Annotated in this window: 24 protein-coding genes and 2 tRNA genes; 9 read left to right on the top strand and 17 right to left on the bottom strand. The window is 61.5% G+C overall.

All coding sequences use genetic code 11. The annotated features are described in order from the left end of the window. Positions 1-37: 37 nt before the first annotated feature. The gene (locus tag HHL14_RS02605) at positions 38-418 is read right to left on the bottom strand and encodes a DUF5594 family protein (RefSeq protein WP_169496000.1); all 381 of its coding nucleotides are present in this window, start codon (positions 416-418) and stop codon (positions 38-40) included. 341 nt (positions 419-759) lie between these two features. Between HHL14_RS02605 and HHL14_RS02600 the strand changes: the two genes are divergently transcribed. Then, positions 760-1,626, top strand: coding sequence for a hypothetical protein (locus HHL14_RS02600; protein ID WP_169495999.1), 867 nt, complete (start codon positions 760-762; stop codon positions 1,624-1,626). A 30-nt stretch (positions 1,627-1,656) separates the two neighbouring features. On the opposite strand, the gene HHL14_RS02595 is transcribed toward HHL14_RS02600, so the two are convergent. Further along, entirely contained in the window at positions 1,657-2,565 is a 909-nt protein-coding gene (locus HHL14_RS02595; RefSeq protein WP_169495998.1) for a LysR family transcriptional regulator, read from the bottom strand. A gap of 155 nt (positions 2,566-2,720) precedes the next feature. Between HHL14_RS02595 and HHL14_RS02590 the strand changes: the two genes are divergently transcribed. From HHL14_RS02590 to HHL14_RS02555, 8 genes are all read left to right on the top strand, one after another. Next, positions 2,721-4,841, top strand: coding sequence for a 3-hydroxyacyl-CoA dehydrogenase NAD-binding domain-containing protein (locus HHL14_RS02590; protein ID WP_169495997.1), 2,121 nt, complete (start codon positions 2,721-2,723; stop codon positions 4,839-4,841). Positions 4,842-4,917: 76 nt separating this feature from the next. Further along, positions 4,918-6,126 (top strand): acyl-CoA dehydrogenase family protein, encoded by a 1,209-nt coding sequence (locus HHL14_RS02585; protein WP_169495996.1) that lies wholly within the window; start codon positions 4,918-4,920, stop codon positions 6,124-6,126. 27 nt (positions 6,127-6,153) lie between these two features. Beyond that, positions 6,154-7,287: an acyl-CoA dehydrogenase family protein gene (locus HHL14_RS02580; RefSeq protein WP_169495995.1), complete on the top strand. Its 1,134-nt coding sequence runs from the start codon at positions 6,154-6,156 to the stop codon at positions 7,285-7,287. A 44-nt stretch (positions 7,288-7,331) separates the two neighbouring features. Continuing rightward, the gene (locus HHL14_RS02575) at positions 7,332-7,934 is read left to right on the top strand and encodes a lysozyme (RefSeq protein WP_329601598.1); all 603 of its coding nucleotides are present in this window, start codon (positions 7,332-7,334) and stop codon (positions 7,932-7,934) included. A 683-nt stretch (positions 7,935-8,617) separates the two neighbouring features. Next, a complete protein-coding gene (locus HHL14_RS02570; RefSeq protein WP_169495994.1) occupies positions 8,618-9,049 on the top strand; it encodes an STM2901 family protein in 432 nt (143 codons plus the stop codon). 2 nt (positions 9,050-9,051) lie between these two features. Beyond that, a complete protein-coding gene (locus HHL14_RS02565) occupies positions 9,052-9,423 on the top strand; it encodes a DUF1493 family protein (protein WP_169495993.1) in 372 nt (123 codons plus the stop codon). Positions 9,424-9,538: 115 nt separating this feature from the next. Next, positions 9,539-9,853: a hypothetical protein gene (locus tag HHL14_RS02560; RefSeq protein ID WP_169495992.1), complete on the top strand. Its 315-nt coding sequence runs from the start codon at positions 9,539-9,541 to the stop codon at positions 9,851-9,853. A 9-nt stretch (positions 9,854-9,862) separates the two neighbouring features. Continuing rightward, entirely contained in the window at positions 9,863-10,588 is a 726-nt protein-coding gene (locus tag HHL14_RS02555; protein WP_169495991.1) for a hypothetical protein, read from the top strand. Between the two features lie 92 nt (positions 10,589-10,680). On the opposite strand, the gene HHL14_RS02550 is transcribed toward HHL14_RS02555, so the two are convergent. From HHL14_RS02550 to HHL14_RS02480, 15 genes are all read right to left on the bottom strand, one after another. Further along, a complete protein-coding gene (locus tag HHL14_RS02550; RefSeq protein WP_230412889.1) occupies positions 10,681-11,508 on the bottom strand; it encodes an AbiJ-NTD4 domain-containing protein in 828 nt (275 codons plus the stop codon). Between the two features lie 123 nt (positions 11,509-11,631). Further along, positions 11,632-11,708: transfer RNA gene (locus HHL14_RS02545), tRNA-Pro, on the bottom strand. A gap of 87 nt (positions 11,709-11,795) precedes the next feature. Further along, a complete protein-coding gene (locus tag HHL14_RS02540; protein ID WP_169495990.1) occupies positions 11,796-12,215 on the bottom strand; it encodes a MerR family transcriptional regulator in 420 nt (139 codons plus the stop codon). A gap of 42 nt (positions 12,216-12,257) precedes the next feature. Continuing rightward, on the bottom strand, positions 12,258-12,668 hold the full coding sequence (locus tag HHL14_RS02535; protein WP_093643287.1) for an integration host factor subunit alpha: 411 nt from the start codon (positions 12,666-12,668) through the stop codon (positions 12,258-12,260). 68 nt (positions 12,669-12,736) lie between these two features. Then, complete coding sequence (gene pheT / locus HHL14_RS02530) at positions 12,737-15,172, bottom strand: phenylalanine--tRNA ligase subunit beta (RefSeq protein WP_169495989.1); 2,436 nt, start codon at positions 15,170-15,172, stop codon at positions 12,737-12,739. A 175-nt stretch (positions 15,173-15,347) separates the two neighbouring features. Further along, a complete protein-coding gene (gene pheS / locus HHL14_RS02525; protein ID WP_169495988.1) occupies positions 15,348-16,361 on the bottom strand; it encodes a phenylalanine--tRNA ligase subunit alpha in 1,014 nt (337 codons plus the stop codon). A gap of 158 nt (positions 16,362-16,519) precedes the next feature. Continuing rightward, the gene (gene rplT, locus HHL14_RS02520) at positions 16,520-16,879 is read right to left on the bottom strand and encodes a 50S ribosomal protein L20 (RefSeq protein ID WP_006052502.1); all 360 of its coding nucleotides are present in this window, start codon (positions 16,877-16,879) and stop codon (positions 16,520-16,522) included. Between the two features lie 29 nt (positions 16,880-16,908). Continuing rightward, complete coding sequence (rpmI, locus tag HHL14_RS02515) at positions 16,909-17,106, bottom strand: 50S ribosomal protein L35 (RefSeq protein ID WP_006052501.1); 198 nt, start codon at positions 17,104-17,106, stop codon at positions 16,909-16,911. A 257-nt stretch (positions 17,107-17,363) separates the two neighbouring features. Beyond that, on the bottom strand, positions 17,364-17,888 hold the full coding sequence (gene infC, locus HHL14_RS02510; RefSeq protein WP_073430551.1) for a translation initiation factor IF-3: 525 nt from the start codon (positions 17,886-17,888) through the stop codon (positions 17,364-17,366). 50 nt (positions 17,889-17,938) lie between these two features. Continuing rightward, positions 17,939-19,846, bottom strand: coding sequence for a threonine--tRNA ligase (gene thrS / locus HHL14_RS02505; protein ID WP_169495987.1), 1,908 nt, complete (start codon positions 19,844-19,846; stop codon positions 17,939-17,941). Positions 19,847-20,101: 255 nt separating this feature from the next. After that, positions 20,102-20,178: transfer RNA gene (locus HHL14_RS02500), tRNA-Val, on the bottom strand. Positions 20,179-20,298: 120 nt separating this feature from the next. Then, a complete protein-coding gene (locus HHL14_RS02495; RefSeq protein ID WP_169495986.1) occupies positions 20,299-22,542 on the bottom strand; it encodes a RelA/SpoT family protein in 2,244 nt (747 codons plus the stop codon). 81 nt (positions 22,543-22,623) lie between these two features. Continuing rightward, positions 22,624-22,977 carry a RidA family protein gene (locus HHL14_RS02490; protein ID WP_169495985.1) on the bottom strand — a complete coding sequence of 118 codons (354 nt, stop codon included), beginning with the start codon at positions 22,975-22,977 and terminating at the stop codon, positions 22,624-22,626. A gap of 83 nt (positions 22,978-23,060) precedes the next feature. Continuing rightward, complete coding sequence (locus tag HHL14_RS02485) at positions 23,061-23,972, bottom strand: alpha/beta fold hydrolase (RefSeq protein ID WP_169495984.1); 912 nt, start codon at positions 23,970-23,972, stop codon at positions 23,061-23,063. Positions 23,973-24,281: 309 nt separating this feature from the next. Further along, entirely contained in the window at positions 24,282-24,923 is a 642-nt protein-coding gene (locus HHL14_RS02480) for a CoA transferase subunit B (RefSeq protein ID WP_169495983.1), read from the bottom strand.

Raw genomic sequence — 24,923 nt, 5'->3', positions numbered from 1 at the left:
ATGCCGGCGTCAAACGATGCGCGACGGATGCAAAAGCTTATGCCTCGAAGTCCAGCCCGCCGAGCAATGCGATCGGATCGCCCTGCGTATGCGTCAGAAAATCGAGTTCGCGCGCCTGGGTCCACGCATTGAGCTTGCGCGGCAGCGCGGCCAGATATCTCGCGAAGCGCGCGCCGCCCTCTTCGCCCATCAGCCGCTCGATTTCGTCGCTGTCCCAGGTCAGATACAGATTCAACGGATGCGGGTAATGACCTAGCTGTTCGAGCGCCGCCGCGTGAATGCGCACACGTGTGGGCTCGCCGCGCGCGCCATGCGGCAATACTTCGGTATGCACAGTGCTGGAAAAATACGCGGCAATCGCTTCGGCGATACGAGGCGCGAACTCCTGGTCAAAACGAATGGCACTCTCCGGGCGCATCCAGTGTCTCCGATGTTATGGGTTGTTTCGGGTGGGTGATCGTAGCATGGGAGCGCTTATCACCACGCCCTGGCGCCCTTTTTTTCAGCGCTTCGTCACATCGCGCCGAACGCCGCGTATAGGACATAACACAGACCCAATCCGCCGACACGCGAGTCCCGTTTCAACGTTTCGCGACAACTCCTGTGCATTTTTGGCCCTTTACGTCTGACCTTCCCCGCACGCGTCTAGCATCGATACAGGTTGACGCAATGCATCACGTTGCAAGACGCTGCACTACGTCGCACTACGTCGCATTACGTCGCATTACGTCGCTCAATCGATTCTCCCCCGGAAGGCTTATGAGCACCGCAAGATTTGCATCGTTCTGGCACGGCCCGGAACTCTCCCCGTATGAAATCGCCTGTCTGAATTCGTTCACGCTGTACGGCAGCGAAGTCGCGCTCTACAGTTACGAGCCGATCGCCAATCTGCCGCCGCGCGTGATCGCGAAGGACGCGAGCACGATTCTGCCGCGCGACTCGCTGAACGACTTTCCGATTCACGGCGTGCCGTCGATGGCACACTTCACCGACTATTTCCGCTTCGTGATGTTCACGAAGACCGACGAAATCTGGGTCGATACCGACATGCTGCTGTTGCGCGACTTCGACCTCAGCGCCAACGGCGATCTGATCGGCCGCGAAACGCCGACCAGCATCTGCACCGCGCTGCTGCGGCTCGATCCGGCGCAACCGCGGCTGCGCGATCTGATCGGCCGCGTCGAAGCGATGAAAGGCACCGAGCTCAAATGGGGCGCCACGGGTCCGCGACTGCTGACCGCCGTCTACGGCGTGAAGGCCGGCCTGCCCGAAAGCCTGTTCTATCCGGTGCATTTCGACGACTACTACAAGGTGTTCCTGCCGCGCTATTTCGACGAATGCGCGGCGCTGTGTTCCGACGCGTACTCGCTGCATCTGTGGAACAACCGCGTCGTCAAGATGGGCCTCTTCAAGCGTATCGGGCCGCCTGCCGGTTCGTTCCTGCATCACGTGTTCGAGCAGACCGGCGCGAACGAACTGTTCCGCGAGTTCTACCCCGCTAACGTGATGCAGACGATGATCGACAACGTCGTCGACAAAGTGGGCGGCGACGAAGGCGTGCGCAAGCTGCTGCGCGTCGGCGTGCCGATGGTCACGACCGCGATCGTGCGTCGATTCGGCGTGTAGGCGCCAGGCCAACCCGCCGCGTACGCGATGCTACCGCTCGCGCGCTTCGTTCACGCGGTGCGTCTGCTCGAGCATGAACTCGATGAACGTCGCGGCCGCGCGCGTGTGATGACGGTTCGGCATATACAGCATGTACATGTGCGTGCCGAAGATGCTGAGCCGCCATTCGTCGAGCGCGGTCACGACGCCGCCGTGCTTCAGATCGTCCTGCACCACGTAGTCGGGCACGAGTCCGACACCGAGACCGGCCTGCACCGCCTGGCGCAGAAACAGAAAGTTCTCCGAAATGATCGTCGGCTCGAGCAGCACCTCGTGGCGCTCGTCATGCAGATAGGCGGCGAGCCGTAGCTGTTTGCCGATCACCGCCGCGGTAATCAACGGCGCGGCGCGCAGATCCTCCAGCGTCGCGGGCATACCGTGCGTCTGCGCGAATTCGGGCGACGCGCACGCAACATACCGGACCGGCCCCATGTCGCGCGCGACCAGATTCTGCGGCGGCTCCGACATCACCCGTACCGCGATGTCGACCTCGTCGCGCATCAGATCCTCGACGCGGTTCTCGAACATCACGTCGAGTACGATCCCCGGATACAGCCGCTTGAACGCGATCAGCCAGTCGGACATCACGATCTGGCCGTAGCCGCTCGGCACGCTCAGCCGCACCCGCCCCTGCAGGCTCTGACCGAGCGTCGTCACCGATTCGCGCGCGGCCAGCAGCGCGTTCTGGATCGTGCGGCCGTGCTCGTAGAGCCGCAAACCGATTTCGGTCGGCTCAACGCGGCGCGTGGTGCGCCGCACCAGTTGCAGACCGACCGAGCGCTCCAGTTGGTTCAGGTGATAGCTGACGTTGGCGCGGCTCATCTTGAGCCGGCGCGCGGCCTCGCTCAGATTGCCGGCGTCGAGGATATCGACCAGCAGGGTCAGGGAATTGACGTCCATGGCGGCGTCTCTGTCAAAATAATTTTGACAGTCTGTCAATCATCCATGTCATTGTCAACGAACCTTGACCACTCCAGAATCAGACAATCCGACGCGTACGCCCGGTTCGGTTCGACCCGCGTACGCCCTCGCCCAACCTGCAGACAGGAGACACGATGACCCCCACCCCTTCAGCCGATGTCGTCACGCGCGAATTGCGTGGCAAGGTGCTGCTCGTCACGATCGATCACGCGCCGGTCAACGCGCTCTCCGCCGACGTGCGGCGCGGCCTGCTCGCGGCGATCGAAGCCGCCGACGCGGAGCGCGCCGTCGAAGCGGTGCTGATCGTCGGCGCGGGACGTAACTTCATCGCCGGCGCGGACATTCGCGAGTTCGGCAAGCCGCCGGTGCCGCCGTCGCTGCCCGACGTGTGCAACCGCATCGAAGCGTGCACGAAGCCGGTGGTCGCGGCGATTCACGGCGCGGCGCTCGGCGGTGGTCTCGAAGTCGCGCTCGCCGCGCACTACCGGATCGCCGTCGACGGTGCGAAGCTCGGCCTGCCCGAAGTGCAACTCGGCCTGCTGCCGGGTGCCGGCGGCACGCAGCGCACGCCGCGTCTGATCGGCGCGCAGGCCGCGCTCGATCTGATCCTGAGCGGCCGGCACGCGAGCGCGAAGGAAGCGCTCGCGCTGGGGCTCATCGACCGCATCGGCACGAGCGACGACATCCTCGCCGAAGGACTCGCGTACGTGCACGAGCTGCTCGCCGCGCACGCGCCGGCGCGCCGCACGCGCGACGCCGCCGCGCTCGGCGATCGCGACGTGAGCCTCGCCGCGGTGGCCGCCGCGCGCGCGGAGACCGCGAAGAAATCGCGCGGCCTGTTCTCGCCGCTGAAGATCGTCGACGCGGTCGAAGCCGCGATCGAACAGCCCTTCGACGAAGGCCTGAAAACCGAACGCAAACTGTTTTTGGAGTGCATAGACAGTCCGCAACGCGCCGGCCTGATTCACGCGTTCTTTGCCGAGCGCGAAGTGCTGAAGGCGCCCGAAACACGCGACGCGAAACCGCGCGCGCTCGCGTCGATCGGCGTGGTCGGCGGCGGCACGATGGGGGCCGGCATCGCGGTGGCGGTGCTCGATGCGGGCCTGCCGGTGACGATGATCGAGCGCGACGACGCGTCGCTCGCGCGCGGCCGCGCCCACATCGAAAAGGTCTACGACGGCCTGATCGCGAAGGGTCGTCTTACCGCAGAGAAAAAAGCCGCGACGATGGCGCGCTGGAACGGCAGCACGTCCTACGATGCGCTCGCCCACGTCGATCTCGTGATCGAAGCCGTATTCGAAGACCTCGACGTGAAGAAGGCCGTGTTCGCCGAGCTCGATCGCGTCTGCAAACCGGGCGCGGTGCTCGCGACCAACACGTCGTATCTCGACATCGACGCGATTGCCGCCAGCATCTCGCGCCCCGCCGACGTGATCGGCCTGCACTTCTTCTCGCCGGCCAACATCATGAAGCTGCTCGAAGTGGTGGTGCCGAAGCAGGTCAGCGCGGACGTGGTCGCGACCGCGTTCGAACTCGCGAAGAAGCTGCGCAAGACGCCGGTGCGCGCCGGCGTGTGCGACGGCTTTATCGGCAACCGCGTGCTCGCCGTTTATCGCGCGGCCGCCGACGCGTTGATGGAAGACGGCGCATCGCCGTATCAGATCGATGCGGCGGTACGCGCGTTCGGCTTCCCGATGGGCCCATTCCAGGTGGTCGATCTCGCCGGCGGCGACATCGGCTGGGCCACGCGCAAACGCCGTGCGGCCACCCGCAATCCGGCCGCGCGCTACGTGCAGATCGCCGACCGCCTGTGCGAGCGCGGCTGGTTCGGCCAGAAGACTGGTCGCGGCTTTTATCTGTACCCCGAAGGATCGCGCAGCGGCACGCCCGATCCGGAAGTCGAGGCGATCATCGAGGCCGAGCGTGCGCGAGCAGGCATCACGCCACGCACGTTCAGCGACGAAGACATCATGCGCCGCTACATGGCCGCGATGATCAACGAAGGCGCGAACGTGGTGCACGAAGGCATCGCGCTGCGCCCGCTCGACGTCGACGTGACCTTCCTGTACGGCTACGGCTTTCCGCGCTATCGCGGCGGTCCGATGAAATACGCGGACATGGTCGGGCTGCCCAGAATTCTCGCCGACATCCGCGAGTTCGCGAAGGAAGACCCGCTGTTCTGGAAGCCGTCGCCGCTGCTGGTCGAACTGGTCGAGCGCGGTGCGGATTTCGCGAGCCTGAACAAAAGCGCCTAGACGTACTGCTTATTTACTGCATGACGACCGGCAACACATCTGCGCCGGTCGACTGAACTCTCACGGAACAACCGCGATGGATCTGAACTTCACTTCCGAAGAAGAAGCGTTTCGCGCCAGCGTGCTGGCATTTCTGCGCGACAAGCTCCCGCAGCGTCTCGCCGACAAGGTGCACGGCGGCCGCCGTCTCACGCGCGACGACATGGCCGAGTGGCATGCAATCCTGCATGCGCAAGGCTGGCTCGCGAATCACTGGCCACAGGAATACGGTGGCCCGGGCTGGAACGCGGTGCAGAAATTCATCTTCGAAAACGAATGCGCACTGGCCGGCGCGCCGCGCGTCGCGCCGTTCGGCGTCAACATGCTCGGGCCGGTGCTGATCAAGTACGGCAACGAAGCACAGAAACGCCACTGGCTGCCGCGCATTCTCGACGGCTCCGACTGGTGGTGCCAGGGCTATTCGGAACCGGGCGCGGGCTCCGACCTCGCGTCGGTCAAGACGACTGCGGTACGCGGCAAGGACGCGCAGGGCGAGCACTACATCGTCAACGGCCAGAAGACGTGGACCACGCTCGGGCACTACGCGAACATGATCTTCTGCCTCGTGCGCACCGCGACCGACGTTCGCAAGCAGGAAGGCATCAGCTTCCTGCTGATCGACATGAATACGCCGGGCGTCGAGGTACGGCCGATCATCACGCTCGACGGCGAACACGAAGTCAACGAAGTGTTTTTCACCGATGTGCGCGTGCCTGCCGAGAACCTCGTCGGCGAAGAGAACAAGGGCTGGACTTACGCGAAATATCTGCTCACGTATGAGCGCACGAATATCGCGGGCGTCGGCTTTTCAGTCGCCGCGTTCAACCGGCTGCGCAAGATCGCGGCGAAGCAGCGACGCAATGGCCGGCCGCTCGCCGAAGACCCTTCATTCGCGGCACGCATGGCACGCGTCGAGATCGATCTCGAGAACATGAAGACCACCAACCTGCGCGTGATCGCCTCGGTTGCGGGCGGCGGGGTGCCAGGCGCCGAGAGTTCGATGCTGAAGATTCGCGGCACCGAAATCCGCCAGGAAATTTCGTCGCTGACGCGCCGCGCGATGGGGGCGTACGCGCAACCGTTCGTCGAAGAAGCGCTGCACGACGGTTTCGACGGCGTGCCGGTCGGGCCCGATGAGGCCGCGAGCGCCGCGTCGCTGTACTTCAACAATCGCAAGCTGTCGATCTTCGGCGGCTCGAACGAAATCCAGAAGAACATCATTTCCAAAATGATCCTCGGACTTTAAGGTCTGCTTACGTACGGAACGCATGTCATGAATTTTCAGCACACTGAAGATCGCCGCATGTTGGCGGATACGCTGAACCGGTTTGTCAGCGAGCAGTACGGCTTTGCGACACGCGACGCGATCGCGCGTTCGGCGCAAGGCTTCAGCACCGAACTGTGGGCGCGCTTCGCCGAGCTCGGCGTGATCGGCGCATTGTTCGACGAGGCGGACGGCGGCTTTGGCGGCGGCGGCTTCGATATCTCTGTCGTGTTCGAGTGCCTCGGTCGGGGCCTCGTCGTCGAGCCGTTTCTCGATACGCTGATTGTCGGCCGCGCGCTGGCGCGCAGCGGCAACGATGCGCAGAAAGCGATGGTGAGTTCGCTGATCGACGGCTCGCAGATCGTTGCGCTCGCGCATGGCGAACCGGACAGCCACTACGAACTCGCGCGTGTCGCGACCACGCGCGCGCAGCGCGACGGCAACACGTGGACGTTGAACGGCGCGAAGGCGGTGGTCCAGCATGGCGAGCATGCATCGCACTTTCTCGTCTCCGCGCGCACGAGTGGAGACGACGATGCCGAAGCCGGCATCACGCTATTCGTCGTACCGCGCGACGCGACGGGCGTCAACGTGCGCGGCTATCGCAAGATCGACGGCGGACGCGCCGCCGAGGTGAGCTTCGACAACGTCGCACTCGCCGACGACGCCCTGCTCGGCTCCGCGGATCAAGGCTTCGCGACGCTCGAATACGCAGTGAGCTGCGGCGTGCTCGCCCTGTGCGCGGAAGCGGTCGGCGCGATGGACGTCGCGAAAGACTACACGCTCGACTATCTGCGCACGCGCAAACAGTTCGGTGTGCCAATCGGCAGCTTCCAGGCGTTGCAGCACCGGATGGCCGACCTGCTGCTCGAAATCGAGCAGGCACGCTCGGCGGTCATCAATGCGGCAGCCGCGCTCGATGGTGAACGCACCGCGCGCGAGCGCGCGGTGTCGGCGGCGAAGTACAGCATCGGGCGGATCGGTACGCTGGTCGCCGAGGAATGCATTCAGTTGCATGGCGGCATCGGCATGACATGGGAGCTGCCGCTTGCGCATTACGCGAAGCGCCTCGTGATGATCGATCATCAGTTGGGGGATGAGGATCATCATCTGGAGAGGTTTGTGGCGTTGGGACGGGGATGAAGGGTGTGCTGACGGCGTGAAAGCGTGTGCTGCGAACCCTGTCTATGGCCAGCAGCGACATTGGGAATGACGAACCTCGGTTCGCCGTTCCCATTTTCTTTTTTGATAAAGCAACTCTGAATAGGCCAAGCCCAAATTGGCGCTGGAATGGCCGTCTCGATGAATCCTCTGCTAGATTGGTCCTGCCAAATTTAGAAGAGGAAAGCATGGCAAACGCGTCCATGAGATTAAGCAGCGCCGGTTGGACTGCTAACAACTGCACTTATGGCATAGGCACGCTTGTGCACACTGGCCCGTGCACAGCCGAGGAGTTCCGCCGTCCCGTAAGTCCCACAGATGTGGACGCTCAACTCGCCACAGGTGTCCGAACCGCAGAAAACGCTGTGAGAAACCGGGTCACGAACCACGCTCTAACACAGGAACAATTCGATGCCCTCGTGAGCTTTACCTATAACACGGGAGCAACCGGTGCCGGGCTGGTACTGGAGGCCGCCAATCGAGGACAGTTCGGCGATGTTGCAAACCAGATGGCCCAAAATATTTATGTGCATCCCCGCGACGCTCATGGCCGGCGCCTACGTGCAGTGCGTGTGCGAGGTTTGATAAGTCGTCGATGCGAAGAAGCGGCGCCGTTCCTCACGCACTGACAGCCATGAAATATCTGATTCTGGCACTGACGCTTGTCAACACTGCGGCGCTAGCAACCGCTTCCGGCCCGATCGATGAAATCGTGAATAGGAGTGGGCTGCCCGCAAGCGCCAGTTCTACGAGTACATCAGCTATCAAAGCCCTTCGTGGAAATTCTACGAGACAGTCAACTATGAAACGCTAGATGGCCCGAAGATGGTGCCGCTGACCATTATCGGAAGGGATGTAGTCGATTGTTCCGGGTCAGGTTATGGCGGATGCACGTACACGGAGCATGTGACATTTGAAGTTTCCGAGCCGTATCTTCGTCGATTGGCCGCGAGCTATAAGCCGGGCGAACTGAGGGTTTGGAAGCTCAGATTTAATGAGAAGTCCGGCGCGGAACTTAACGCATGGATGTCGCCCGCAGAAGTGCAAGGCTTTCTGCGCCGTCTAGATGAATACCGCTCGAATGCCCATCTCCAGTCACCAGCAGGCTAGTTTTTTTCTATATGGATACGGTCAAGGAAAGAGGGGGAAGGTTGAGTGGCCTCAACCCCTCGCCGCCGCCATCGAGAATCAATGACATCAGAAGCGCAGGACGGGGGGCGATTTTGACGGCCCATATTCACTGTACATGGTGATGAATGGCTAGTTTGATATTCTCATTCCGTCTTCATTTCGACGGATTTTAGGGCCGCTCATGAGTGAAAATCGATACGCATATTTTCGACACAGAGATTTGACACCTGCAGAGTTGTTTTTCTTCATTGCATTGGACCAGACTTGCAAGGAACTTGGCATCGATGATCTCGTTGCCGCGTCCGCTGTGCTGCTTGGCCAGAATGTGATCCCTGTTGCGGGCAAGCTCGGCGGTGCCACAGCCGGAACATCCGTCGCATCGCTTGCCTCACGCAAACTTCTACCTTTCGATGTACGCGTAAGGCTACCCACAATTACCCGTGTGGGCGTCCAGGGAGTCAGGATCGCCTTTACGAGGAACCTCGGAGCATTTGTCGGTCGGACCATACCGGTTATCGGCGTAGTCGTGCTGGCGGGCGAGGCCTTCATGATCATGGTTCATACTGTGCAGTCGTATAACCGCCTCGTGCGACCTGAGGACCAAGTATTGTGACCATGACGGATGAGACTTGGGACAAACTCGAAGCGTTTGCTCGCAAGGAATTGGGCAAGCCCGTATTTGGCCGACTTACGGTCACGCCTACATCTCGCCTCGAAGAAGACCTTGGCCTAACCGGCGTGGATGCGATCGAATTTATCGACAAATGGGCCGAGACTTTTGGTGTGCAGGCGCAAGGCTTTCCATATGACCGCTACTTCGGACCAGATGGTCTCGACGTGGTGAGTTCGGTACTCGGCATTTTCTCGAAGCGTTTCCGTCAGTCCACGCTCGTTCCGCTAACGCTTGGGATGTTGGCCGATGCGATGCGATTCGGCCGGTGGGATACCGAACTGCTAGAGGCGCAAGCGAGTCAACGAGGCGCTTGAGGCTGGAATCAGGGACACGCGCAAAACTAGCAGGCGAGTCCGCATATGCCTCCTGCTGCGACGGGGCGCGTGCGTGCCACGATGGTACGAGAGGAAGATAGATTCGGAGACCGGCATGTCCATCTACGTAATCGACGGGGTGCGAATTAACGCCGCCAATGACCGCGTTACACACGTTCGATGGGGGCAGGTCAACCCTCGGAACAACCAGTGGGCTAACCCTGCTGGCCCGGGTATTGACGAGGTAATTCGCGCAGTGGATGCTATCCAAGGCGGTGACGAGGTATGGACAGTATTTCCCGTACAAGGTCAGACAGTGCTAGGCCCGCAAGTAACTGTTGTTGTCTATCCGGGCGGCCTCGAAGGTATTGAAACAGCAGACGCCGCGAATCACCCGGGCAGAACAATGCTGGACCTTCCTCGAATCTGATCAATTGGATTGAGCGATTTGACGCCAGATATAAATGAAGTCATGGCTCAGCTTGATGCTGTGCGGGTCGCCTTGGCCGCCGACCAATCTCCATTCTCCAAAAAGTACTGGGAAGCACCGTCGCCAGCTACGGTCGGCAGTAAATCCCAGGATGAAATATTCCGCGCGGTCGGCGCGGCTTTGAGCGCTTGGGAAAGTGCGGAATCAGCCCTCGTGACGTTGTACCTGATTCTCTGCGAGTGCGAATCGGGGTCGTACGTAGCAGTCAGGCGTACGTTCGGCTCAATCGTTAGCGGTGGCGCACGTCGAGAAGCGATCAAAGCGGCAGCGGAAATATATTTCGGGCATCACTGGAAAGCGAAGGCTGGGAAGCGATTGCGTAGCCTGATCGATGCTTTCGGAGAGGCTTCGCGTCGCCGGGACGAGATCGCTCACGGCCAAGCCTACAGCTTCACTGTAAACAGTCGCTCGTATGGAAATTTCTTGTTCGCGTCAGAGTACATCGCGAACCGCAACCATCCCTATCCGCAGGCCAATGCGGAAGACCCGTTTTCTGGCACTACCGCGAAATATCATTACCGGGCAGAGGACGTTCTTGTGTTTGCTTCCAAATTCAGTGCACTTCGGGACGCCGTCTGGCAGTACACGTTCTCAATCAAGAAAATTGCGGGCACCCCGGGAGAGGTCCTTGTGGGCATGTTCGATGCACAGCTAAACCCAAAGCCTCTTGGCTAGAACTGGCGAAGCGGTGCCAAAATCAGCGCGCGCAGCACTTTCCTCTCTATGTCAATCCTCGCGCAAAATGGCCGCGCCGCTACAGCGCTTCATCAGTTAAGCGATTTCAAGTAGTTGACGAAAGAAGAGCACGTGAGCAAGAAAAACTTAGCATCTGCCGCAGTGAGGTCCGGCTCGTCCATGAGCGCATGACGGATGCCGTTTGCGTCGCTCGTATAGCCGTATAGCGCGGAGAAGGCTGCTTTGAGCGAGCCATGAAGCTTCCGCTCTTTCTCTAGGGTAGCGAGCGCCGCCCCTAGCGTTGCACCAGGCTTACCAGCGATCACAGCAGCAGCAGCCTCGACAGCGGAAATGGACGCCTTGATCGAGTTGCGATAGTCGGGATTTTGGCGGTTGCTCAAGTGCGCAAGCGCCGATGCGATGTGTGTCTGCACCCCATCATAAGCGTCGCGCTGCGACAGCGCGTCTTCAAGGGCTTCTACTTCTGCAGCAGACGTGATCGGGACTACTTGTTTGTGAACGATGCGATATGCGGCTAACTCGCGCGCCAACGCCTGATCGAATGGTTCGGCAAGTCGCGGCAAAAGATTGATCAAGAACTCGACTCGATCATAAACGCCGCTCCACGCGACGCGGAGAAAATCGGATCGAAAAACTTCCCATGCCTTCTGATAGCTCCACGTATTCCTGACGGTGTTGTGGTAAAACGGGCGCGTATTGATGGGCTTTTTGATGAAGTCCACCCAATAGGCATGAGTGATTGCCCCGAATTCAGATTGGCGGACATTCAACTCCGCTGCGTTCCAAAGCGTATTTCGCAAGTCATCGGGCATCGCTTCCGGCTTCAACGTCTCCGGTATGGCAACCACGCCCGTCCGCTGACTGAATCGCATTGCATCCCCAATGTCGAGCCCCTCCATCGCCCCCGTCTTTCTCATCCTTATGGATTTGCAGCTTCACGCCGCGTTGGGGTCAATGTTGGGGTCAAACGAAGAATACGAAAAAGGCCTTATGGATGTACATCCATAAGGCCTTGATTTCTTTGGTCGGGGCGAGAGGATTTGAACCTCCGACCACCTGCACCCCATGCAGGTACGCTACCAGGCTGCGCTACGCCCCGAACAGAAGAAAAATTATAACAGACACTTCATTCGATTAGAACTGCCCCACACGAACAAAGCGAAGGGACGAAGCAAACAGACAATGACTAGTGGCCCAGCAGATCGATCACGCTCTGCAGTTCCTTGCGCAATTTATCGACATCGACCGCCACCGTTGCCGACGATGCCGGCGCCTGCATCACAGGTGCGCCAGCACCCTCGCCTTCATCGACCATCGGCTCAGCTCCGCCACCACCGCCATGCGAATCGAGCCGGTTGCGCGCACCGTTGATCGTAAAACCCTGCTCATACAGCAACTCACGAATCCGCCGGATCAACAGCACCTCGTGATGCTGATAGTAACGGCGATTGCCACGCCGCTTGACCGGCCTTAACTGGGTGAACTCCTGCTCCCAGTAACGCAGCACATGAGGCTTCACGCCGCATAGTTCGCTGACCTCACCAATCGTGAAGTAGCGCTTAGCCGGAATCGGAGGCAACACGACTTTTTCGATCGTCGCTGTCATCGTCAGTTAGCCGTGATGGGTTGCGCGAAAGCGCGCCAGCGATCAGCGCGCGAAGCTCGCTTCGGCGCCGTTCTCGACGAGCGCCTTCAGCTTTTGACTTGCATGAAACGTCACCACGCGGCGCGCGGCGATCGGAATCGCCTCGCCGGTCTTCGGGTTGCGCCCCGGACGCTGCGGCTTGTCGCGCAGCTGGAAGTTACCGAAGCCCGACAGCTTGACGCTGTCGCCGCTCTCCAGCGCGTCGCGGATCACTTCGAAGAACGCTTCGACCATGTCCTTCGCTTCCCGCTTGTTGAGCCCGACATTGTCGAACAGCAACTCGGCAAGTTCCGCTTTGGTGAGCGTCGGCGTTTCACTGGAAACGGCGGCGGGTGATGTCGGAATATCTCGAATCATGGCGCTGCGTTGCGCCGTAAGAAGGGCTTCGAAATCACTCGAGTTCATTTCATTCATATCTATCAAATGGCGCGCCAAGCATAAAACAATGGATGCGGAAACAGCCGTGCAATTGTCAAATGCGGTTATCCGCGCAACCGTGCGCCATATACTCGAGCCAGACGTTCTACCAGAGTTTGAATAGCCAGATCGACCGTTTCATCCTGAAGGGTTCCGCCAGTATCTTGCAAGGTCACACGGAACGCAAGGCTTTTCTCGTGCGCGGCCAGACCACCGGAAGTGTTTGATTTTGGACGGAATTCGTCAAAAAGTGCAACCTTCTGGACGCTCTTGCAGACAGGCTCGGACAGCGCCTTCTGCAGCTCGTCGAGCAGCGCCTGGACCTCGATTTTCTGCTCGACGACCACCGCGATATCGCGTCGCACCGGCGGGAATTTCGATACATCCGAAGGAATCGGCAGTACTCGCTGCATTAATGCTTCCGCTTCGATTTCAAACAGAATCGGCGCATGCGGTAAATCATATTTCTGCATCCAGCGCGGATGCAATTCGCCAATCCAGCCGACCGCGCGACCATTCAGTTCGATACGCGCGCTACGCCCCGGATGCAGCGCCGGATGCTCGGCCTTCACGAAGCGCGCGACCGCCGGCGCGACCAGCGCCTCGATATCGCCCTTCACGTCGAAGAAGTCGACCGTGCGCGTCGATGCGCCCCACTGCTCGTCGAGCGCGGGACCATAGGCCAGCGCGCCGATCATCTTCGGCTGCGCGAAACCTTCGACCGTCAGCTCGCCTGCCTTGATCGACGGATCGTGCAGGAACACGCGACCTGCCTCGAACACGCGCACGCGGTCCGCGGCGCGACGGTTCAGGTTCGTGCGCAGCACGTGGATCAGGCTGCCGAACAGCGTCGTGCGCATCACCGACAGCTGGCTCGCGATCGGGTTGAGCAGACGCACCGGGTTGTCGTTGCCCGCGAAATCCTGTTCCCACTCGGTGTCAACGAAGCTGAAGTTCACCGTTTCGGCGTAATCGCGTGCGGCGAGTTCGTGGCGGATCGTGTGAATGGAGCGCTGCGTCTCGTTGGTCGCGCGCATTTCGCTCGCCGCGACCGGCGGATTCGCCGGAATCTTTTCGAAGCCGTAGATACGCGCGACTTCTTCGATCAGGTCCTCTTCGATCTCGATGTCGAAGCGGTACGACGGCGGCATCACCGAGAACGTGTCGCCATCGCGTTCGAACGACAGGCCGAGACGCGTGAAGATCAGCGCGATCTCGTCCGCGCTGATCGCGACACCGATGATGCGGTTCGCGCGCGCAACGCGCATCTTCACCGCCTCGCGCTTCGGTACGTTGACGATCTGATCGTCGACCGGACCCGCTTCGCCGCCGCAGATGTCGAGAATCAGTTGCGTGATGCGCTCGATGTGCTCGACGGTCGTCGCATAGTCGACACCGCGCTCGAAGCGATGGCCGGCATCAGTCGAGAAGTTGTACTTGCGCGAGCGGCCGCGAATGCTATCGGGCCACCAGAACGCGGCTTCGAGATAGATGTTGGTGGTGTCGAGCGTGACAGCGGTGCTGTCGCCGCCCATGATGCCTGCCAGGCTTTCGATATGCTGCTCGTCGGCGATCACGCCGACCGTTTCGTCGAGCTCGACCGTGTTGCCGTTCAGCAGCTTCAGCGTTTCGCCCTTGCGGCCCCAGCGCACATCCATGCCGCCGTGGATCTTGTCGAGATCGAACACGTGCGACGGACGCCCGAGTTCGAGCATCACGTAGTTCGAGATGTCGACGAGCGCGGAAATGCTACGCTGGCCCGAGCGTTCGAGACGCTCGACCATCCATTGCGGCGACTTCGCGCGCGCATTGACGCCGCGGATCACGCGACCCGAGAAACGGCCGCACAGATCGGGCGCCGAAATCTTCACGGGCAGCGTTTCGTTGAGCTTGACCGGCGCCGGCTTGATGTCGAGCGGGCGCAGCGGCGCACCGGTAATCGCCGACGTTTCGCGCGCAACGCCAAACACCGACAGGCAGTCCGCCTTGTTCGGCGTCAGCTTGATTTCGAAAACGGTGTCGTCGAGGTTGAGCGTCTCGCGGATGTCCTGACCGATCGGCGTATCTTCCGGCAGGATCATCAGGCCGCTGTGGTCTTCGGAGAGCTTCAGCTCGCGCGCCGAGCACAGCATGCCCTGGCTTTCCACGCCGCGCAGCTTCGACAGCCTGATCGCGAACGGCGCGCCGCCCTCTTCGGCCGGCGGCAGTTGCGCGCCCACCAGCGCGACCGGCACCTTGATGCCGGGCGCGACGTTCGGCGCACCACACACGATGTTCAGCGTCGCGCCGGTGCCGGCGTTGACCTGACATACGTTGAGCTTGTCCGCATCCGGGTGCTTGACGACTTCCAGCACCTGGCCGACGACGATCTTCGAAGTCGGCGGCGCGGCCGGCCGCAGGTCTTCGACTTCGAGACCCGCCATCGTCAACGCGTGCGACAGTTCGTCGGTGGTCAGTTGCGGATCGACAAAAGTTCTCAGCCAGGATTCCGGAAATTGCATGGTTCTGTGTACGTTCTGATCAGGTTAGGTCCACGTCCGGCAAATGCCTCGTGTCCGTAAAGGACCGGTTTCGGACCGGCTTCTGGCCAGCCCGCTCGGCTCTGCCGGGGACGCTCGCGGCACGCACCGGGTGCGCTGCCGCGTTCTATGCTTTGTCGCGCTCGCGCGCGCCGGTTCACGCGAATTGACGCAGGAAACGCAGGTCGTTTTCGAAGAACAGGCGCAAATCCTGCACGCCGTAACGCAGCATCGTGAGGCGCTCGAGGCCACTGCCGAAAGCAAAGCCGATGTAGCGCTCCGGGTCGAGACCCATGTTGCGGATCACGGTGGGGTGAACCTGGCCGGAGCCCGAAATCTCGAGCCACTTGCCCGCGTTCTTGCCCGTTTCGAACTGCATGTCGATCTCGGCCGACGGTTCGGTGAACGGGAAATACGACGGACGGAAGCGCACGAGGATGTCGTCGCGTTCGAAGAATTTCTTCAGGAAGTCGGTGTAGACACCCTTCAGGTCCGCGAAGCTGATGTTTTCGGCGATCCACAGGCCTTCGACCTGGTTGAACATCGGCGAATGCGTCGCGTCGCTGTCCACACGATACGTGCGGCCCGGCACGATCACCTTGATCGGCGGCGTGTTGGTGCGCGCATAACGCACCTGCATCGGGCTCGTATGCGTGCGCAGCAGCAGCGGGCGGCCGTCGGCATCCTTGCCGTCGACGTAGAAAGTGTCCTGCATCGAACGCGCCGGATGGTTCTCCGGGCTGTTCAGCGAGGTGAAGTTGTACCAGTCGGTTTCGATCTCGGGGCCGTCGGCCACGTCGAATCCGATCGTACGGAAAATCTGTTCGACGCGCTCCCACGTGCGCATCACCGGATGCAGGCTGCCGGTGCCGGCGCCGCGACCCGGCAGCGTGACGTCGATCGACTCGGCCGCGAGCCGCTGGTTCAGGAGCGCATCGGCGAGCGCCTGACGGCGGGCCGTCAACGCGGCTTCGACCTGCTGCTTGACGAGGTTGATCCGTGCGCCTTCGGTCTTGCGCGTGTCGGGATCGAGTTTGCCAAGGCCCTTCAACAGTTCTGTCAGCGCACCCGATTTACCGAGAAAGCGCGCCTTCTCGTTCTCGAGGGTGGTGACGTCGGAGGCTTCTGCGAAGGCTTTTTGCGCGTCGGCGACAATCTGGTCCAGATCCATTGATCCCATCATTTCAACGTCAGTGTTCTATCGAAACAAAACTGGTTCTACCAACAAAAACGGGGCTCGGTGAGGAGCCCCGTTTTTGTTGCAGCGTCACCGAGACTACCGGATGTTCGCTGCAACGAACCACGCAGTTTTAATTGCCAGAAGCGCAATCAGGCTGCAACGGCGGCTTTCACCTGCTGAACGATCGCAGCAAAAGCAGCCTTGTCGAACACAGCCATGTCGGCCAGCACCTTGCGGTCCAGTTCGATCGACGCCTTCTTCAGGCCGTTGATGAACACGCTGTACGTCATGTCGTGCTGACGCACCGCCGCGTTGATACGCGTGATCCACAGTGCGCGGAACACACGCTTCTTGTTGCGGCGATCGCGGTAGGCGTACTGGCCTGCGCGCATGACCGCCTGCTTGGCGATGCGATAGACGTTATTGCGACGGCCGCGGTAACCCTTGGCCAGCTTGATGATCTTCTTGTGACGGGCCCGTGCGGTAACCCCACGTTTTACTCGAGGCATGTCTTGCTCCTATGAGTGTCGGTTAAGGGTTAAGCGAACGGCAGCATTGCGCGTACGGAGTTCAGATCGGAATCATGAACTGCCGTCGAGCCGCGCAGATGGCGTTTGTTCTTGGTGGTCTTCTTGGTAAGAATGTGGCGCTTGAAGGCCTGACCGCGCTTGACGGTACCGCCCGGACGCACCACGAAGCGCTTTGCAGCGCTCTTCTTGGTCTTCATCTTCGGCATGACAACTCCATTATTAGATGGACATGGGTGTGCGGTCGGCCAGTTGGCCATTTCCCGCCCTTCGAAACCCATTCCACTTGGTATGCAGACCGCCGATACCACCAGCGGCCGCTTTCGAGACCCGCCGCACACTTGCATGCGCGCCGTTCCGAAACCTTCCGACACCACGCCGGACACCCGGCACAGTATCAAACAAACCTGCGCCACCGGAGCGCGCGCCACATGACGCGCTGTCGCTCCGGTCAACTGCCTCGCGCTTACTTCTTTTTCTTCGGAGCGAGTACCATGATCATCTGGCGCCCTTCCATCTTCGGCATCTGCTCGACCTGACCGACTTCGTCGAGGTCGGTGCGCAGGCGTTCGAGCATGCGCATGCCGATTTCCTGGTGAGCCATTTCGCGGCCACGGAAACGCAACGTGATTTTCGTCTTGTCGCCGTCTTCGAGGAAGCGGATGAGGTTGCGCAGCTTGACGTTGTAATCACCGTCGTCGGTACCGGGGCGGAATTTGACTTCCTTGACCTGGATGACCTTCTGCTTGAGCTTGGCCTCGTGCTGCTTCTTCGCTTCCTGGTACTTGAACTTGCCGTAGTCCATCAAGCGGCAAACCGGCGGAACCGCCTGCGGAGCGATTTCGACCAGATCCACGTCCTGCTGTTCCGACATACGGAACGCATCAGCAAGTTTCACGATGCCGAGCGGTTCGTTCTCGACGCCGACCAGTCGCACCTCGGGTGCTGTAATTTCACCGTTGATGCGGTGCGCAGACTTATCAGTAGCGATGTTACGTTTCCTCTAAAAATTAAAAAAAACGAGCCGGGCTGCCAGGTGGCTCAATTGAACGACTGCACGTCCTGGCGCAGACGCTCAATGAAGGCGTCGGCGGGCATCACACCCAGATCGACACCGCCACGGGCACGCACGGCTACCGTTTGTGCTTCACGCTCCTTGTCGCCGACCACCAGCAGGTACGGGACCTTTTCCAGCGTGTGCTCGCGTATTTTATAGCTAATCTTCTCGTTGCGCAAATCCGCCTCAACTCTAAGCCCTTGTTTTTGCAACGATTGGGCTAGGGCCTGAGCATATTCGGCCTGACTTTCCGCGATATTCATCACGACAACCTGCATCGGCGCGAGCCATACGGGCATTGCACCAGCGTGGTGCTCGATCAGAATGCCGAGGAAGCGCTCCATCGACCCGACGATCGCCCGGTGCAGCATGATCGGCCGTCGACGGCTGTTGTCTTCGGCAACGTATTCGGCGCCAAGACGCTCCGGCAGCACCATGTCGAGCTGCAGCGTGCCGCACTGCCACGAACGGCCCAGCGCGTCCTTGATGTGATATTCGACCTTCGGACCGTAGAACGCGCCCTCGCCCGGCAGCTCTTCCCACGTGACACCGCAGGCCGTCAGCGCTTCGCGCAGACCCTGCTCCGCGCGATCCCACGTCTCGTCCGTGCCGGCGCGCGCGTCCGGGCGCAGCGACAGCTTGATCTCGACGTTGTCGAAGCCGAAGTCGCGGTAGACGCTCATCGCCAGCGTGTTGAACGCGATCGATTCGCTGATGAACTGGTCTTCGGTACAGAAAATATGCGCGTCGTCCTGCACGAAACCGCGCACGCGCATCAGACCATGCAACGCACCCGACGACTCGTTGCGATGGCACGAACCGAACTCCGCGTAACGCAGCGGCAGATCGCGATACGAACGCAGACCGTGGTTGAACACCTGCACGTGACCCGGGCAGTTCATCGGCTTGATCGCGTAGTCGCGCTTTTCCGACTCCGTCGTGAACATGTTTTCACGATAGTTCTGCCAGTGGCCCGACGCTTCCCACAGCGAGCGGTCCATGATCATCGGCGTCTTGATTTCGAGGTAGCCGGCTTCGTTCACGCGACGGCGCATGTACTGCTCGACCTGCTGCCACAGCGTCCAGCCACGCGGATGCCAGAACACCATGCCCGGCGACTCGTCCTGCATGTGGAACAGATCGAGCTGCTTGCCGAGCTTGCGGTGATCGCGCTTCTCGGCCTCTTCGAGCATGTGCAGATACTGGTCCTGGTCTTCCTTCTTCGTCCAGGCCGTGCCGTAGATGCGCTGCAGCTGCTCGTTCTTCGAGTCGCCGCGCCAGTACGCGCCCGCGACCTTCATCAGTTTGAAGACCTTCAGCTTGCCGGTGGACGGCACGTGCGGGCCGCGGCACAGATCCGTGAAGCCGCCATGCGAGTACAGCTTGATTTCGTCGCTGGACGGAATGGATTCGATGATCTCGGCCTTGTACTTCTCGCCGATGCTCTTGAAGTACTCGACCGCTTCGTCGCGCGACACCACGCGACGCGACACCGGCTCGTCCTTCTTCGCCAGTTCCTGCATGCGCTTTTCGATCTTTTCCAGATCTTCCGGCGTGAAGGGACGGTTGTACGAGAAGTCGTAATAGAAGCCGTTGTCGATGACCGGACCGATCGTGACTTGCGCTTCCGGATACAGATCCTTCACCGCGTACGCAAGCAGGTGGGCGGTGGAGTGACGGATGATATCGAGACCGTCCGCGTCCTTCTCCGTGACGATGGCAAGCGCCACGTCGTGATCGATCAGCGCGGACGTATCGACCAGCTCACCATCGATCTTGCCGCCGAGCGCGGCTTTCGCGAGGCCGGGGCCGATCGATGCGGCCACTTCGGCGACGGTCACCGGATGCTCGTACTGTCGAACAGAACCATCAGGCAGACGTATCGAAACCATTGCGTTCTCCGAGGTGCCGACCGGCGGCGGCACACATACAACCAGGTCAAAAAAGCCAAAAAAAATGCGGCCCCGCTTTCGAGGGGCCGCATTCACATTTTTTGCAAACTACATTGGCGAAATTGGTCCTCGACTAGCGTCGCTCCGAAGTAGTTTCGGTCAACGTTCGCGGTGCCATACCGTATTCGCCTTTTTGTGCCCGTAGGGCTTACTGCAGTTTGCGAAACCCCGGCAACACCGGAATTTCTCTTTCGTTGGTAGGCTCGATTGGACTCGAACCAACGACCCCCACCATGTCAAGGTGGTGCTCTAACCAGCTGAGCTACGAGCCTGAAGAAACGAGAGTATATGGGGTCTAGCGAAGCTTGGCAAGTACTTTTATGCAGAGACTTTAAATCCGCGCGATAGTACTCGCGCACCAGCGGCTCCAGACCGCTGAGACCCCCAGCACATCAGTTCTTGCGCATCGCCCGCACCACCCCCGTGATCTCGCCGAGCAGCGTGCACGCACGCTGAATCTGCGCGGAACTCGACACCTCGACGGTAAATTGCATGAACGCGGCGTTACGGCGCGACTGCGTCTTCACGCCGATCACGTTCATCTTTTCTCGCGCGAACACTTCGGAGATATCGCGCAACAAGCCCTGGCGGTCGGTCGCCTCGATACTGAGGTCGACCGGATAGACCGACTGGCCACGCCCACTCATCACGTCCGCCGACCACGCGGTCTGCAGCACGCGTTCCGGCGCGCGCTCGGCCATCCGCTGGAACGTCGCGCAATCGCTGCGATGCACCGACATGCCCTTGCCACGCGTCACGAAACCGCAGATGTCGTCGGGTGGCGCGGGCCGGCAGCAACGCGCCAGTTGCGTGAGCAACGCATCGACGCCCACCACCAGCACGCCCGTCGACGCGCCGCGCGCGACGCTCGCGCCGCTGCTGCGCTTCTCGAACCGCTCCGGCGTGTCGACCTCGGGCTCGGGCGGCGGCGCATCGTGCAACGCCTGCTCGACGAGCCGCAAGCTGAATTCTTCCTTGCCGACCGAGGAAAAGAGATCGTCGGTCGTCTTGAAGCCGAGCCGCGTGGCCAACTGATCGAGATTGACCGAGGTCTTGCCTTCGCGCTGCAAGGTCTTTTCGACCATCGCCCGGCCGTTGGCGATGTGCTCCTGCAACTCGACCGCGTTGAACCACGCACGCACCTTCTGCCGCGCGCGCGAACTCTGCAGATAACCCAGTTGCGGATTGAGCCAGTCGCGCGACGGACCGCCCTCCTTCACCGCGACGATCTCGACCGTCTGGCCGTTCTGCAGCGGTGTGTTGAGCGGCACCATCGCGCCATCGACGCGCGCGCCGCGGCAGCGATGCCCCAGCTCGCTATGCAGGTGATATGCGAAGTCGATCGGCGTCGCGCCGTGCGGCAACGGAATCACGCGTGCCTGCGGCGTCAGCACGTAGATGTGATCGTCGTCGAGCGTGGCCTGGCGCAGTTGCTCCCACGGCTGCGCCGCGCGCGCTTCGCCGTGCTCGCCCTCGGACACTTCGTCCTTCCACGCCAGCAACTGGCGCAACCACGCGATCTTCTCGTCGTACTTCTCGCTCGCGGTGAACGTGCCGCCATAGCCGCGCGCGCCCGCTTCCTTGTAGCGCCAGTGCGCGGCCACGCCGTATTCGGCGAAGCGATGCATTTCCTGCGTGCGGATCTGCACTTCGAACGCGCGGTCGTCGTCGCCGATCACGACCGTATGCAGCGACTTATAGCCGTTCGGCTTCGGCCGCGAGATGTAGTCGTCGAACTCTTTCGGCACCGGCTGCCACAGGTTGTGCACGATGCCGAGCACGGTGTAGCAGTCCTTGATGTCCGGCACGATCACGCGGAATGCGCGCACGTCGTAGAGCTCGGCGAAGTCGAGCTCCTTGCCGCGCATCTTGCGCCAGATGCTATAGATATGCTTCGGCCGGCCGCTCACTTCCGCGCGGATATGCGCGGCGGCCAGTTCCTGCTGCAGACGTTCGATCGCCTGCGCGACATAGCTCTCGCGCTCGACGCGTTTCTCGTCGAGCAGCTTCGCAATGCGCTTGTAGGTGACCGGTTCCTCGAAGCGGAACGCGAGGTCCTCGAGCTCCCACTTCAGTTGCCAGATGCCCAGACGGTTCGCGAGCGGCGCGTAGATATCGAGCGTTTCGCGCGCAACGTCTGGCGACGGCGTGATCTTCGCCGCCGCGTAATAGCGCATCGACTGCAGCCGCGACGCGAGCCGGATCAGCACCACGCGAATGTCCTGCGCGAACGCGAGCAGCATCTTGCGCAGCGCCTCGACCTGCGCGCGGCGCGCGGCCTGCGCATCGCGCCCGGCTTCGGGCATCGCGTTCTGCGCGGCACGCAGACTGACCGTGCCGAGACGCAGCAGCTTGCGTACGTCGCCGACCAGTTGCGCGACCTCTTCGCCGAAGTTGTCGGCGATCACGCGCTCCGGATCGCGCAGATGCGGCGTCAGCGCGAACAGCGCCGCGGCCAGCACCGCCGGCGGATCGACGTTGAGCTTGCGCATGATCGACGCGGTGCCCGCCGCGTGATCCGCGAGCAGCTCACCCGACGACAGCCGCACCTCGCCCGCATGCTCGCGCACGAACGCCATCGCTTCGTCGAAGGAAGGATGGGGATGAGGCGCGTTCGTAACGGTTTCGGTATTCATGGTGCGACGGCCCGCCGGGCCAGACGAATCAACGGGATTTCAACAAACGGTGCGGCGCGATGCTGCACAACTGCGGGATGCTCAGTCGCGCTGTGCGGCGACCACGACGATTTCGACGAGGCACTTCGGATTCGCGAGCTTCGCTTCGACGGTCGCTCGCGGCGGCGTATTGCCTTGCGCCACCCACTCGTCCCACACCGCGTTCATGCCAGCGAAATGCACCATGTCCGAGATGTAGATCTGCACCGACAGCAGAAGCGACTTGTCGCTGTTCACTTCGCCCAGCAGACGGTCGATGTGGCCGAGCACTTCACGCGTCTGGCCGGTGATGTCCTGCGCGTCGTCCTCGGCGATCTGCCCCGCGAGGTAGACGGTGCCGTTGTGCACGGCGATTTCCGAAAGACGCTTGCCGACGTGATGACGAATGACTGCCATGAAAAATCCTGAGCTGGTTGGTTAATCGAAAGACATTCCGCATGACGCTGCCGCCCGGCAATGTCATACGGAACTTAACATTATCACCCGTTCGCGGCCGGGCCGACAAAGAACTGTCTCGCGAGCGCGATCTGATCGGCCGCCAGAAACGCCGGCGCATGGCCGACGCCGGCGATTTCCGCGCTCGACACCCGCGGCCCCGTCGCCACCATCTTCGCGACCGTGTCGCGCGACAGCAGATCCGACTGCTCGCCGCGCACCACCAGCACCGGCCCCTGGAACGATGCGAGCGAATGCCACAGCGCCGCCTCGCCAAGCTTCGCGGCTTCTTCGGTCACCGCGCCAAACGGCTGCGCGATGCGCGGATCGTAGCGCAGCACCCAACTGCCCGCCTCTTCGCGCAACAGCGGCGTATTGATTTCGCGCCATTCGTCCGGCGTCAATGGGCCGAAACTTTGCGCCAGTTGCGCGGCGTAGTCGACGCCCTGCTGCAGCGTGTCGAAGCGCGCGGGCTTGCCGAGGTAATCGCCGATGCGCTTCACCGCGACCGGCTCCAGATGAGGTCCGACGTCGTTGAGCAGCAGCTTGCGGATCGGCGTTTGCGGCAAACCGGCGAGCGCCATGCCGATCAGGCCGCCCATCGAGGTGCCGAACCAGTCGACCGTCTCGACGTCGAGGCGCGCGATCAGCGTGACCATGTCGGCGACGTATTGCGGCACGACGTAGAAGTTGGGGTTCGCGAGCCACGATGACAAGCCCCGGCCGACCACATCCGGACACACCACGCGGTAGGTATCGGCGAACTCGGCGGCGAGGCGGTCGAAGTCGCGACCCGAACGCGTCAGGCCATGCACGCACAGCAGCACACGCGGATTCTCCGGGTCGCCCCATTCGGTGTAGGCGACGCGGTGCAGGCCGGCGCCGCTCGCGCACTGCACGTAGCGTTGACGCGGCTCGGGCCGTCCGGCGACGGAAGCGGAAGTCGTTACGGTCATCTGGGGTCCTTGCAAAAGCGCTGCGGATTGGGCTTGTTGCCTGTTAATACGCGGTGAGGCAGACAGACAAACACAACCATCGCCCCACACGCGATCTGCGAACGATTGTAAACCGCTTCGCCGCGCGACAAGGATCGGCCAGAAGGCATAGGAAGCCCCGCGCCAACCGTCGTGCAAACACGCGCTAAACCGACGCATAAAAAAGAACGGGCGAGACTCACGTCTCGCCCGTCCGTAATCACATCGAACATCGAACATCGAACCGCAACCCCGTCACACAGCACAGGGCAGCGGCTCCATCACTACACTTCAGCTCACCGCGCTCACGTCGAGCGGCGCGCCGGTCTTCGCCTTGATTTCGTCGACGCTGACGCCCGGCGCCAGTTCCGTCACCTTCAGGCCCGCATCGGTCACGTCGATCACGCCGAGATCCGTGATGATCTGATCGACCACACCCACGCCCGTCAGCGGCAGCGTGCATTCCTCGAGGATCTTGTGCTGGTCGCCCTTCGCAACGTGCTCCATCAGCACGACCACGCGCTTGACGCCCGCGACCAGATCCATCGCGCCGCCCATGCCCTTGATCATCTTGCCCGGGATCATCCAGTTGGCCAGATCGCCCTTCTTGCTGATCTGCATCGCGCCGAGAATCGCCAGATTGATGTGGCCGCCGCGAATCATCGCGAACGAGTCCGCCGACGAGAAAATCGACGAACCCGGCAGCGTCGTCACGGTCTGCTTGCCGGCGTTGATCAGGTCGGCGTCGACTTCGTCTTCGGTCGGCGACGGGCCGATGCCGAGCAGGCCGTTCTCCGACTGCAGCCACACTTCGACGCCCGCCGGCACGTGGTTGGCCACCAGCGTCGGCAAGCCGATGCCGAGGTTCACGTAAAAGCCGTCCTGCAGTTCCTTCGCCGCGCGCGCGGCCATTTCGTCACGAGTCCATGCCAT

It is taken from the genome of Paraburkholderia antibiotica, assembly GCF_012927125.1.
Classification (GTDB): domain Bacteria; phylum Pseudomonadota; class Gammaproteobacteria; order Burkholderiales; family Burkholderiaceae; genus Paraburkholderia; species Paraburkholderia antibiotica.
Note: the sequence above shows the minus strand (reverse complement) of the source record. Positions and strands in the feature narration are given on the sequence as shown.